The following is a 13,130-nucleotide window of genomic DNA, read 5'->3' on the forward strand; positions in this document are numbered from 1 at the left end:
ACGGGAGTTTTGGGGAAACAGGCGCCTTAGCGGCCGCGTCCCAACGGTTCGCGCGCACCACTCGGAACGTCGCTGCGCGTGCCGAACAGCGTGTCGCAGATCGGGAACGTGAGGTTGAAGTTCTGCGTCGCCATCACTTCGGGATCATGGTGTGTGGCGTGCAGGCGCCGCACTGTGTTGACGAACGGAACGCGGTCGAGGAACGGGCTGTCGGTGACGTGTGAGAGCGTATGCAGGCCCTCGTACATCAGAAAGTACGCCGCCATCGTGAGCAGCGCGATGTAGCCTGCGTTGCGGGAGAATACGACCCCGATCACGAGCGCGAACGGCACGGCCGCCAGCACGAACGCAACGGGCGCAAAAGGCGGAAACAGCAGCGCGCGCCAGTGACGGTGGCCCTTGTATTCAAGCGTCACATGCGTGAAGAACCGGTGATGGACGGCGCAATGACGCTTGTAGATCATGCTGAAATACTTTGTCGGACGATGCAGCACGTAGCGGTGCGCCGCCCATTCCGCCCAGTTGCCGAACAGAAAGAGCGGAATGACGGCCAGCCATTCGGCGAGCGTCGGCGCATGAAGCTGCATCAGGCAATACACGATCACGCCGCCGGTGAAGAGCAATGTGAAGCCGAGGTGCATTTCGCCGCGATACCACCATGGCGTGGCATTGACATACTCGTCACGGAACTTGTAGGAACGCGCACGAACGTCTTCTTCGTATTTCATCGATGTCTCCGGCTGTTGTGAAAGGCGTACGCCCGTTGGCGTCCGCCGTTATGCCCAATGACTCAGGAGGAACTGCGCGCGGAACCGCCTTCGAGCTTGCCGAGCGTCTCGGGCACGACGAAGGCGCCCACGAGAAAGATCACGCTGATCGCGCCGACGAAGATGGCCAGCGTCATCGGCAGCTGGCTCGCGTCCTTCGCCACCAGCGACACAGCCGTCGGCATCACTCCGCCGATCGCGAAACCGATATTCCAGGAGAGGCCCGTGCCCGTCGCGCGGATCGAGGTCGGGAAGCGTTCGTTCAGGAAGATCAGGATCGGCGCATAGCCGGCGCTGCCGAGCGCGCTGAGAAGGACTGCATAGACGCCGACCATCACGATGCTGTCCGCCGTAGGCAGCAGCAAAAATAGCGCGGGCAACGCGACGAGCCGGATCAGCCCGATCCACACGAACGCACCCTTGCGGCCAATGAACGTACTGAGGTGCCCTGCCGCGACCGATGCGATCACGACCGCGATGCTGCAGATCATCAGGATCGCTGCGGCGGCACCGTTGGGGGCGTGGCTAACTACCTTCAGGAACGTCGGCAGGTAGCCCGATGTCAGGTAGTAGCCGCTGCCGCCGCCGATCGTCAGGAGCAGGTTGACGAAAAGGATCTTGCGATAGTCGCGCGAGAACAGCGTCTTTAGCGGCGAGCGCACGACTTCGACGGGCGCGCTCTTGGCCTGCGTGGTGGCCCTCGCAGCCTTTTCGGCGGCGAGCTTCTTCCACAGAGGCGACTCTTCAAGGCTGTTGAACACGAAGAGACCCAGCACCGAGCTGATGATGCCGGTGAAGAACATGCAGCGCCAGCCCCATACGTCGAAGGCATCGCCGGGGAAAAGCGCCGACATCGCGAGGAACGTTACGGAGGCAAGCAGCGCGCCGAGCCCCGCCCCGCCACCGCCGATCAATCCCGATACCGCGCCGCGATACTTCGGCGCGACGGATTCCGTTCCAATGGTATGCGTCGAAGCAACCACGCCGCCGACAAACACGCCCTGGATGAGCCGCAGCAAGAGAAAGAGAATCGGCGCGAGCAGGCCGGCTTGAGCAACGGTCGGCAGCAGGCCGAAGGCCGCCGTCGACATGCCGACGCCGACGACCGCGACGATCATCGCCCCCTTGCGGCCGTGACGGTCCGCGTAAGAGCCAAAGAGCGCGGAGCCGAGCGGCCGCATCAGAAGCGTCACCGCAAAAGATGCGTACACCGCAGCGAGCGAAAGCATCGCGTGTTCGGACGGGAAGAACAGACGCCCGACAACCGGCGCGACGTACAACAACACGAACAGGTCGAACAGATCGAGCGCCCAGCCCATGCACGACGCCACCACTGCGCCCATGATCTGCCGCTGATTCACCGGAAGCACGGCGGCCCCGTCTTGCGCTGCTACAGACATTTGCATCTCCTTGTGTTTCACAGGCGCGCTTTGTTGGATGCGCGCTCTTGTCGAGGTTGAAAAATCGTCAGTGCTCGGCGACGAACGGCGATGCCACGCTCGCCCGTCGCTGGGCAACCATCGCGTCGGCGATTTTCTCGGCGATCATGATGGTCGGTATGTTCGTATTCGCCGATGGCAGTCGCGGCATCAGCGATGCATCCACGACCCGCAACCCTCGCGTGCCTCGCACGCGGCCTTGCGCGTCGGTGACGGCGTCGCGGTCCCGCGCGCCGCCCATGCGACAGGTGCCGCTCGCATGCCACACGCCGAACACGTTCGCGCGGATGAAATCGGCGAGCGCGCGCTCATCGTGGATCAGCGAAGTTATCTTCAGGCCGCGCGTGAAGAAGCGGTCGATCAGCAGACGGCGCAGCGGCGCCGGTGTGTCGAGCAGCGCACCGAGGATCGAAGTCACAAAAGCATTGCCATCTCCGACCTTGCTCAGCGCCTTCACGCGCGGCGAGAAAGCCGCCGGAAAGAAGTCGCGCGCATCGCGTCCCAGACCCGATGCATCGACAACGCGCGCCAGCATCCGCACGCCAGCGGCGAGCCGTTGCAGATCGCGTTCGTCGTCGAGCAGATTCAGATCGACGCGCGGCGCAACGGCCGCATCGGGCGACGCCAGTTGCACGCGGCCACGCGAATACGGCCGGTTGCACCACAGGAAGAAGAGGCCGAGCCGGTTGCCGAGCGCATGCCACGCGGCGCGCGTCGCGCTCGACAGATACAGATCCGACTCGTCGCAGCCCGCTACACCCGAACTCATGCGCGCGGCCATGATGCTCGCGCGGCGTCGCGCGAGCGGCATCCTAAAGCGCGGCTCGAGAAAATGACAGAACGTGAGCGAAGGATGATCCTGCAGATTGCGTCCGACGCCCGGCAAATCGACCGTACACGGGATACCCATCGTCACGAGTTGGCGCGCATCGCCGATCCCGGCGCGCATCAGCATCGCGGGCGACTGCAACGCGCCCGCGCTCAGCACCACTTCGTCCGCATCGAAACGCACGCGCTCGCCGTTCGCCGCAATCGCGATGACACCGCGCGCCGTCGCGCCTCCCATCACGATGCGTTCGACCCGCAGGTTCGAATAGATGTTGAGATTCGGGCGCTTGCGTGTGGCTTCGTCGAGATAGGCGATAGCCGTCGACACGCGCTTGTCGTCGAGGTTCGAGAACGCGCCCGGAAAGAAGCCGTCGCCGAATTCGCCGTTCTGGTCCTGAAGTTCCGCGAAGCCGTTCGCGCGCAAACCCTTTGCGAATGCATGACAGAACGCTGGCCAGTCCTTCGGCATGATGCGGCGGATCGGTACAGGACCGTCGCCGCCGTGCAATTCGCCGCCGGGAAAGTTCACGTCGCGTTCGAGCTTGCGAAAGTACGGCAGCACGTCGCGCCACGACCAGCCGTCGGCTCCGTTCGCGGCCCATTCGTCGTAGTCGCGCGGCAGGCCGCGATTGGCCGACTGCACGTTGATGCTCGACCCGCCGCCCATCACGCGACCCTGCTCGTAGACGCGCGGCGCGGCGTGCTGCGTGGCTTTCGCTTTCAGATCGGGCCAGATATACGTGTCGCCGCAGAAGACGGGCATCGGATAGCTGTCGAGTATCGCCGCGGGCACCGCGCCCGGCGGCGTGTCGGTGCCCGCCTCGATCAGTGCGACGCGCACCGACGGCTCCGCCGACAGCCGATGCGCAAGCACGCATCCCGCCGAGCCGCCGCCTACGATCACGTAGTCGAAGCGATCCATCGCGTTGTCTCCTCTTGTCTCGTCCGCTGCGCGGCGTGTCAGATATCAGCTGCCGCGAAACACCGGCTTGCGCTTGCCATGAAATGCTTCGACGCCTTCGCGGAAATCGTCCGACGCGCGCAGCCGGCTATAGCAATGCCCTTCGAGTTCGATCGCGATCGAAAGCGGCGAGTCTTCCGTATCGTTCAGCAGCTTCTTCGCGGTGCGCTGCGCGAGCGGCGAGAACGCGCGCAGTTCGTCGACGAGCGCATCGGTTGCCGATTCGAGTTCCGCGTCCGCGACGCAATCGACCGCGATGCCCCACTCGTACGCCTGCTTGCCCGGAATGCGGCGTGAGCGCATCACGATGTCCTTCGTGCGGCCGATGCCGACCATCGACTGCAGACGCGCCGAGCCGCCCGAACCGGGAATCTGGCCGAGCTTTTGCTCCGGCAGCGCATAGAAGGTCGTATCGGTGACGATGCGAAAATCACACGCCAGCGACAACTCGAAGCCCACGCCGAAGCAGAAGCCGCGATTCGCCGCGATCACCGGCTTCGAGCACCGCGCGGGAGCCGCGATGTTCCACGCGAGCTTTGATACGTGCTCCGGCGAGGCTTCCAGAAAGCCCTTGATGTCGCCGCCGCTCGAAAAATGCTCGCCCTTCGCGCGCACGACGATCACGCGCACGCGGTCGTCCTCGTCGAGGGCCTCGAACACGGCGCGCAACTGGTCGCGTGCGTGCATCGAAATGACGTTGAACGGCGGCCGATGCAGGATGATGTCGGCGCGCTCGCGCTGCGCATCGATTTCGACCGAGAAGCCGTCGAGGTCTTGCAGCAGCGTCTGGCCGCGATGGTTGAGATCACTCATTGTGGGTTACTCCTTGGTGGTTTCTGCAGGTTGCACGGCCTGCGCTTTCGAATCGGGCGTGTACTCGCCCGCTTGCAGCTTGCGGCGCAGAATCTTGCCGACCGGCGACTTCGGGATATCGTCGACGAAGACGTAATCGCGCGGGCGCTTGAAGTTGACGAGGTCGGACTGGCGGCACCATGCATCGAGCGAGTCGGAATCGACGTACTCGCGGCGCTTGATGAATGCAACCACGCGCTGGCCCCAGCGTTCGTCCTTGACGCCCGCGACCGCGACTTCATCGACGGCGGGATGCAGCGACAAAACCGATTCGATATCCACCGGCGAGATGTTTTCTCCGCCGCTGATGATCATGTCGTCGACGCGGCCCGTCACGTACAGATCGCCGTCCCGGTCGAGATAGCCCGTGTCTCCGGTGAAGTACCAGCCCTCGCGCAGGCACTTCGCATTCGCGTCCGGGCGATTCCAGTAGCCTTCGAAGGCTTCGTCGCCGAGCAGGTCCACGATGATCTGCCCTTCTTCGCCGACTTCGGCGATCTCATTGGGCGCGAGCGCATCGAGCTTCACGACGCGCAGCCGCGTATTGATGCCCGCGCGGCCCGCGCTGCCGGGCTTCTTCGTCGCGTCCTGGTCGATGCTGAACGTGTAGACCTCGGACGAGCCGTAGTGATTGACGAAGAGCTCCGGCTCGAACGCGGCCGAGAGGCGCTTGAGCAGGCCATCGTTCATCGGTGCGCCCGCGAAGCCGAGCTTTCTGACCGACGACGTGTCCGTGCTCGCGAACGCGCTGTCGCCGAGCAGATCGTGATAGAGCGTCGGCACGAGATAGAGGCAGGTGAGCGCGTACCGGGAGATGCATTCGAGCGCGAGCTTCGCGTTCCAGCGCCGCACGCAGACGAAAAGGCCATCGACGAGGGCCATCGCGAGCAGCGAGCGCACGCCCATCGTGTGATAGAGCGGCATCACGCCGAGCGTGCGTTCGCCGCGCCTGTACAGGTTCTGCGCGACGTGCGCGAGCGCCCCCGCGCGTTCATGCCGATGCCGGCGCGGCACGCCCTTGCCTTTGCCCGTCGTGCCGGACGTGTAAAGGATCAGCGAGATGTCGTCGGCGGTGGCGTGCGTCGTGTCGGTCACGTCGCCGCTGCCCGTTCGTTCGACGACGAGCGCATCGAAGGTGGCGGTGCGGCCGGGCGCATCGTCGAGTCCGACGCGCGGCACTTTTTGCGCGGCGGGACTCTGCGCGACGGAATCGGCGCTGACGGGTTCGTAGACGATTGCCTTCACCCCCGCGTCGGTCACGCAGTAGTCGACTTCCTCCGGCTTCGCGCGCCAGTTGAGCGGCACGATCACGATGCCCGCAAACTGTCCGGCCCAATGCAGCGTCGCCATTTCCCAGCGGTTTTGCAGCACGACGAGCAGCCGGTCGCCGCGTTGCAGGCCGAACTCGCGCAGGCCATCGGCGACATTCAGGATCAAGCGATGCCACTGCGCGTACGTCAGTTGCACATCGCCATCGACGAGCGCGAGCGCGTTCGGACTGCGCTCGACGCTTTGCAGAAACGTGCGGCCGAGATCAAGCATGTTCGACCTCTTCCGTGCTTGCCTCGGCCCGGCGGCGCGCCGCGACGTCGAGCACGGCGGCTACGACCGGCGTGTAGCCGGTACAGCGGCAGATATGACCCGAGAGCATCTCGCGCACTTGCTCTTCGGACGGATCCGGCACGCGCCGCAGATAATCCGCGCACGACATCAGAATGCCCGCCGTGCAGAAGCCGCATTGCAGCGCGTGATGCCGCTGGAACGCCTGCTGCAGGTCGCCAAGCGTCTGATCTGGCGCAAGGCCTTCGACGGTATCGATATGCCGCCCATCGGCCTGCACCGCGAGCATCAGGCACGAGCGCGCCGCGACGCCATCGACCTGCACGGTACATGCGCCGCACACGCCATGTTCGCAGCCGACGTGCGTGCCCGTCGCGCCAAGTTCGTGCCGGATGAAGTCCGACAGCAGTTCGCGCGGCTCGCAATACCCGCTTCGTTCGCGGCCGTTCAGCGTCAGCGCGATACGCTGCGCTTTGCCGTGCCGCATGATGGTGTCCGACATCTTGCTCACTTTGCCTCCTCGATCACACGCAATCCGAGTTGCCGGACCAGATTCCGGCGATATGTCGCGCTGATGTGCGCGTCGTCTTGCGCGTTCAGTTTCCAGCTCAAATCGTTCAGTGCGCCGCGCAGGTCATCGCCCTGCAGACGCGGCCATTGCTCCGTCACCGGTCGGTCCGCGACGCCGCCCACTGCAATACGGATCGACTCGTCGGTGACGACGGCCGCGCATGCGGCGATCGCGAAATCGCCGTGTCGCGCGGAAAATTCCGCGAACGCGTAGCGCTCGCCTGCCTTGCGCAGCGGGAAACGCACCGCTTCGACGAGTTCGTCGGGCTCGCGCGCGGTCATCAGCATTCCCTGAAAGAAGTCCTGCGCGGCGAGCGTGCGGCGCCTCTTTCGCGAGCGCAGCATCACGTCGCCGCCAAGCGCCGACAGCACGAGCGGCAACTCCGCGCTCGGGTCCGCATGCGCGATCGATCCGCACACGGTTCCGCGATTGCGAATCTGAAAGTGCGAGATATGCGGGAAGGCCATCGCGAGCAGCGGCGCTTCGTCGGTGAGCGTGCTGCGCCATTCGACGCTGCCTTGCGTCGCCGCGGCGCTCACGACGAGGTGCCCCGCCTGCTTGTCCACGCGCACGGCCTCGAGTTCGGCGGTGCGCGAGATATCGATGAGCACCTTCGGCTGCGCGAGCCGCATGTTGAGCACGGCCATCAGCGACTGGCCGCCCGCCAGCACGCGCGCGTCCTCGCCGTATTCCGCGAGGGCGTCGAGCGCGTCTTGCGCGCTCATCGCGCGCAGGTAATCGAACGGTGCGGGCTTCATGCGTGTCCCCTGAAACGTGCGAAGAGTCTTGCGATCCACGATCCATGCGCTTGCACGGGCTTGCCCGCCGCCTGCCGTCCGAGCGATTCGAACAACTGCTTCAGCACGACCTTCGCCGCGCCTTCGAGCATGCGGCCGCCGACCGCTGCGACCTTGCCTGACACCTGCGCTTCGTAGTCGTACGTGAGCCGCGTGCCGCTGCCTTGCGGCGTCAGTTCGACGAGACCGCTGCCGCGCGCGCTGCCGAGCGGCGAGTTTCCCGCGCCAGCGAGTCGCAAGCGGCGCGGCGCATCGATCTCCGACAAGCCGATACGCGCCTCGAAACGCGCCTTGATCATGCCGACGCCGACGGTCACGTCCGCGCGATACTGGTTCGGCGCCGTCTCTTCGAGCGCGTGACAGCCGGGAATGACGTTCGCCAGTGCCTTCGGATCGAGCAGCACGGCGAATACAGCTTCGGGTGTTGCGGGCAGGTCGACCGCGCCCTGCGCCGTCAGCGCGCGACCGCCGCCTGGCGTCGCGGGCTTCGTGGCGGCCGCTTCGCGGTATTCCGGACGCGACGGTTCGGGATCGTCCATGCCGATCATCGCCATCACTCGGGGCGGCGTGAGCGGCAGGCGAATGTCTTCGACGCCGAGCGCGTCCGCCACCGCATTCGCGATGCACGGCGGCGTGCTCATGTTGTTGCCTTCGCCGAGACCCTTCGCGCCAAGCGGCGTGAAAGGCGAAGGCGTCTCCAGGTGCACGATCAGCGGATCGGGCACTTCGCAGGTCGTCGGCATCAGATAGTCGGCGAGCGTGCCGGACTGGAAGCTGCCGTCCGCGCCATAGCGGAACTCTTCCATCAGCGCCGCGCCGACGCCTTGCGCGAACGCGCCGCGAATCTGGCCATCGGCGAGCGCGGGATTAAGGATGGTGCCGGCGTCGTGCACGGTCACATATCGGTCGACGCGCACGCGTCCCGTCACGCGATCCACTTCGACGCCGCACATGTCGAACGCGAAGCCATATGCCGCCGATGTATTGATGCGGTCCTGTTCGTCGGGTGCATCCATGTGCGGCGGCGACCAGAACACGGTTTCGCGCAGGCCCGGCTCTTCGCCCTCTGGCAGGAGCGCGGGCGCCCAGTGCGGCGCATTGCTCGCGGCGCGCGCGAACGGCAGCGCACGGTCTTCGGCGTCGTGCGGAAAGATGCGCGCGCCTTCGAAGCGCACGTCGCCGGGCGCGCAGTCGAACTGCTTCGCGAGCACGCGCGCGAGCTTGTCGCGCACGCGCGTCGCGGCGAGATGTACCGTGCCCGCCACCGCGCCCGCGAAGCGACTCGAATAATTGCCCGCCGCGACGGACCAGGCGTCCTTGTGCGTATCGAATTCGACGTTGACGACGATGTCCTTCGGATCGAGCCCGAGCACATCGGCGACGACTTGCGCGCACACTGTCATGTGCCCCTGGCCCGCGGGCGTCGATGCGATCGTGACGACCACGCCGCCGAGCAGATCGACGCTGACGGTCGCGCTCGCGATCGCGCCGTTCTTCGGCCCGGCTTTCCTGCGCGCGTCGGCGGGCATCACGGTCGTGATGTAGCCCATGTTCGATACCGACGGCTCGACGATCGCCGCGAAGCCGATACCGTACAGCCGCCCTTCGTTGCGTGCGGCGTCGCGGCGCGCGACGAGTTCCCGGTATCCGCCTTCGTCGAGTGAACGGCGCAGCGCTTCCTGATAATTGCCCGAATCGAGCAGCGCGCCCGCCGCCGCGCGATACGGGAACGCATCGGCGGGAACGAAGTTGCGGCGATACACGTCGAGCACATCGAGCTTCAGTTCGATCGCGATGCGCTGAATCAGCCGCTCCAGCGCGAAGTACACCTGCGGCCCGCCGAAGCCGCGCACGAGCCCCGTCGGCGTCTTGTTCGTCAGCACGACGCGATTGCGCACGAGCAGATTCGGGATCGCGTACGCGCCCGTCAGGCAGCCGTGCATCCGGTAGAACGTCGCGGGCTCGGGCGCGCGCACGTAGCCGCCAACGTCTTCCAACTGATCGTAGGACAGCGCGACGATGCGGCCATCGGCTTCGACGGCGGCTTCGACGGTCGAGAGGCGGGCCGTCGCCGATGTCGCCGCGCTCAAGTGTTCGAGACGATCCTCGACCCACTTCACTGGCGCGCCCGCCTTGCGCGACGCGAGGCACATCAGCACGACATACGGAAACACGGCCTGCTTCACGCCGAAGCTGCCGCCGGAATCGCGCGGGGCCTTATGACGCAGCCGATTGGCGGGCACGTTCAAGGCCATCGCCATGACCGCGTGCAGCGAGAACGGCCCCATGAAATTCGACGTGACGTCGTAGCCTTCGTCGCCCGAAAGATACTCGGCGATGACCACGCCGCACTCGATCGGCGCGCAGGTGTTGCGCGGATAATGCGCGACCAGCTTCACGCGATGCGGCGCGCGCTCGAAGGCCGCTTCCGGCTCGCCGTAGCGGAAATGCCGGTCGCTGATGACGTTGCTGCCGACGCGTTCGTGCAGCACCGGCGCGTCGTCCTTCGCGGCTTGTTCAATCGACGTCACGGGATCGAGCACCGCGTAGTCGACCTTGATCAGATCGAGCGCGTCTTCCGCGAGCGCACGCGATTCGGCCATCACGACCGCGACCGGCTCACCGACGTAGCGCACGCGGTCCATCGCGAGCGCCCACTGTTCCATCGGCGATTTCACGCCGACGACGAACGGTCTCGACCACGGACGCAAATCGTCGCGCGTGAGCACGGCGCGCACGCCCGCGAGTTTCGACGCGGCTTGCGCATCGATCGACAGGATGTCTGCGTGCGCGTGCGGCGAACGCAGAATCGCGGCGTGCAGCGTGCCCGGCTTGACAGCGATGTCATCGCCATAGCGGCCACGGCCCGTCAGGATCGCCGGGTCTTCGAGGCGCTCCATCGAGCGTCCGATATGACGCTGCGGCGCGGTCGCTTCGCGCGCCTGGTTGCCGGCGACGCGCGCGTCCATGTCGGCAAATGCGGTTTCGCGCTGATTCATGACGTTACTCCTCGTGCGGCGCCGGCGCCGAATTCATCTGCGAGACCGCTCCAGCGGCGGGCAATCTCGTCGTGCTCGATGCCGAACAGATCGAGAATTCGCCCGACCGTGTGATCGACCACATCGTCGATAGTCTGCGGATGCGCGTAGAACGCGGGCACCGGCGGCATCACGATCGCGCCCATTTCCGTGGCGAGCGTCATGTTGCGCAAATGCGCGAGATTGAGCGGCGTTTCGCGCGCGACCAGCACGAGGCGGCGGCGCTCCTTGAGCATCACATCGGCGGCACGCGTAAGCAGGTTGTCCGCGAAGCCGTTTGCGACGCCCGCGAGCGTTTTCATCGAACATGGCGCAATCACCATGCCTTCCGTCAGAAACGATCCGCTCGCCACGGCCGCGCCGATATCGCGTACGTTGTGCACGACGTCGGCAACGGCTTCGAGATCGCCGCGCGTGAAGCCGAGTTCCTGTGCGGCCGTCACCGCGCCCGACGACGACACGATGAGATGCGTCTCGTGCGTGCCGAGCCGGCGCAACGCGGCGAGCAAACGCACGCCGATCACCGCGCCGCTTGCGCCCGAAATGCCGACGACGATGCGCTTCTTTCGTTCAGCCATGATCGCGCGACACATAAGCGTCGAACGCGCTGTTGTCAGCGGCGACGAGTGCGTGCAGGTCGACCGTGTCCTGCCCCGGTATGCGCACGCGCGTGAACACATGCTCGGGATACACGACGGGGCGCGTCGCATCGAGACCCATCTTCGCGCTGACGCCTTGCAGATGCGACGGCGCATCGTCGGGCAGACCCACCGTCGTCGATGGATCGAGCGGCGAACCTTGCGCGCCTGCTATCACGACGAGGTCGCGATCAGCCTGGAAGCGCGTCGCGATCGCCCATTCGATTTCGGCGGGATCGTGCACGTTCACATCGGTATCGACGACGACGACCTGCTTGATGTCGTAATGCGCGCCGAACGCGCACAGGATGACGTTCTTCGCTTCGCCTTCGCGCTTCTTGTCGAATTGCACCCACAGGTGATAGCGGCACACGCCGCCCACCGACAGATGCACGTCCTTCACGGCGGGATGGCTGCGCTGAAGATGCGCGAGCAACGTGGCTTCGCGCGGAATCGCGCCGAGCAGCAGATGCTCCATTTCGGCGGGCACGATCGTATGAAAGATGGGATCGCGCCGATGCGTGACGGCCGTCACTTCGATGACTTCGCGTGCTTCCTTCGCGCTGTAGTACTTCGGAAATTCGCCGAACGGACCTTCCGGCTCGCGCACGTTCGGCAGAATGCGCCCTTCAATGACGATCTCCGCGAACGCCGGCACGTGCACGCCGCTCGTCACGCATCGCGCGACAGGCAGCGGCGCACCGTGCAGCGCGCCCGCGATTTCGAGTTCGTCGTGATCGATCGGCGTGATCGCTTGCGACGCGAGCATCGTCAGGGGATCGACACCAATCACGATGGCGACGTCGAGCGCATCGCCCGCGGCTTCCGCGTCGCGCTGGAATGCGTAGAGATGACGCGGCAGCAACAGGATCGCCATGCGATCGGGGCCGTGCACCTGAATGCGGTTGATCGAGACGTTCTGCACACCGGTGCGCGGATTGCGCGCGATCACGAGACCGGCGGTGATGTACGGGCCGTTGTCGTGTTCGCTGTGGGTGGGAATGGGCAGCAATGCGTGCAGATCGATGCCGTTCGTATGCACGATCTCCTGACAGGGCGCGTCCGCTCGATCGACCACCCGCGATGCGACCGGCTGCGCGACCGCCGCCGAAAAGCGCGCGAGCAGGCCCGCTTCCTCGACGCCCAGCGCCTCTGCGATCCAGCCGCGCTTCGACATGAAGCCGGAGACGACCGGCACGCCCTTGCCGCCGGGCTGCGTGAAGAAAGCGGCCTGCGTACCGTCAAGCCGTTTGGCGATCGCGGCGAGCTCGTGCTCGAGCGCAACCGGTCGCTCGATGGTCGCCAGGCGGCCGGTCTTCGCGAGATGCGCGAGCCAGTCGCGCAGCGTGAGCGCTGACGTCTCTGAACGATTCGAGGCCCACGGAAGAGCAAAGGTGGAAAGGGTGCCGTGCGTCGCGGCGTCGCGAATATTCATCTGCGTCTCCATCAGTCCCTTGCGTTTTTGCAGCCGGAGCGCCGCGGCAAGGGATGAATGAAGCGTAGCGATATCGCGATATAAGTTCTAATATTGTTTTTTGATGTCTTGGATCATTAATGTTGATATCAGCGTTAGCCCCAATGACACGGGTCTTTCATGTCGATATCAATACACGGGTGGCATCTCTGCGCACAGCACAGGGCATTTCATGAAATTGCCAGTAAGCCCGGCCTGCGATCAC

The 13,130-nt window shown here is 65.3% G+C and carries 10 protein-coding genes; all 10 read right to left on the reverse strand.

The window, feature by feature from the left end:
- Positions 1 to 26: 26 nt before the first annotated feature.
- Positions 27 to 728 (reverse strand): sterol desaturase family protein, encoded by a 702-nt coding sequence (locus tag C2L66_RS37380; RefSeq protein ID WP_060609106.1) that lies wholly within the window; start codon positions 726 to 728, stop codon positions 27 to 29.
- 62 nt (positions 729 to 790) lie between these two features.
- Positions 791 to 2,167, reverse strand: coding sequence for an MFS transporter (locus tag C2L66_RS37385; RefSeq protein ID WP_054931230.1), 1,377 nt, complete (start codon positions 2,165 to 2,167; stop codon positions 791 to 793).
- 67 nt (positions 2,168 to 2,234) lie between these two features.
- The gene (locus C2L66_RS37390) at positions 2,235 to 3,956 is read right to left on the reverse strand and encodes a GMC family oxidoreductase (RefSeq protein ID WP_060609109.1); all 1,722 of its coding nucleotides are present in this window, start codon (positions 3,954 to 3,956) and stop codon (positions 2,235 to 2,237) included.
- Between the two features lie 45 nt (positions 3,957 to 4,001).
- Positions 4,002 to 4,808, reverse strand: a complete 807-nt coding sequence (locus C2L66_RS37395) for an enoyl-CoA hydratase/isomerase family protein (protein WP_054931164.1) — start codon at positions 4,806 to 4,808, stop codon at positions 4,002 to 4,004.
- A gap of 6 nt (positions 4,809 to 4,814) precedes the next feature.
- A complete protein-coding gene (locus tag C2L66_RS37400; RefSeq protein ID WP_060609111.1) occupies positions 4,815 to 6,389 on the reverse strand; it encodes an AMP-binding protein in 1,575 nt (524 codons plus the stop codon).
- On the reverse strand, positions 6,382 to 6,918 hold the full coding sequence (locus tag C2L66_RS37405) for a (2Fe-2S)-binding protein (protein WP_060609114.1): 537 nt from the start codon (positions 6,916 to 6,918) through the stop codon (positions 6,382 to 6,384). Before C2L66_RS37405 ends, C2L66_RS37400 begins: the two co-directional genes overlap by 8 nt.
- The gene (locus tag C2L66_RS37410; protein WP_054931166.1) at positions 6,915 to 7,736 is read right to left on the reverse strand and encodes an FAD binding domain-containing protein; all 822 of its coding nucleotides are present in this window, start codon (positions 7,734 to 7,736) and stop codon (positions 6,915 to 6,917) included. The genes C2L66_RS37405 and C2L66_RS37410 overlap by 4 nt, the downstream gene beginning before the upstream one ends.
- The gene (locus C2L66_RS37415; RefSeq protein WP_060609116.1) at positions 7,733 to 10,774 is read right to left on the reverse strand and encodes a xanthine dehydrogenase family protein molybdopterin-binding subunit; all 3,042 of its coding nucleotides are present in this window, start codon (positions 10,772 to 10,774) and stop codon (positions 7,733 to 7,735) included. The genes C2L66_RS37410 and C2L66_RS37415 overlap by 4 nt, the downstream gene beginning before the upstream one ends.
- Positions 10,771 to 11,391, reverse strand: a complete 621-nt coding sequence (locus C2L66_RS37420; protein ID WP_060609119.1) for a UbiX family flavin prenyltransferase — start codon at positions 11,389 to 11,391, stop codon at positions 10,771 to 10,773. Before C2L66_RS37420 ends, C2L66_RS37415 begins: the two co-directional genes overlap by 4 nt.
- Positions 11,384 to 12,886 (reverse strand): UbiD family decarboxylase, encoded by a 1,503-nt coding sequence (locus C2L66_RS37425; RefSeq protein WP_060610585.1) that lies wholly within the window; start codon positions 12,884 to 12,886, stop codon positions 11,384 to 11,386. The genes C2L66_RS37420 and C2L66_RS37425 overlap by 8 nt, the downstream gene beginning before the upstream one ends.
- Positions 12,887 to 13,130: the final 244 nt, after the last annotated feature.

The organism is Paraburkholderia caribensis (assembly GCF_002902945.1).
Classification (GTDB): Bacteria; Pseudomonadota; Gammaproteobacteria; order Burkholderiales; family Burkholderiaceae; genus Paraburkholderia; species Paraburkholderia caribensis.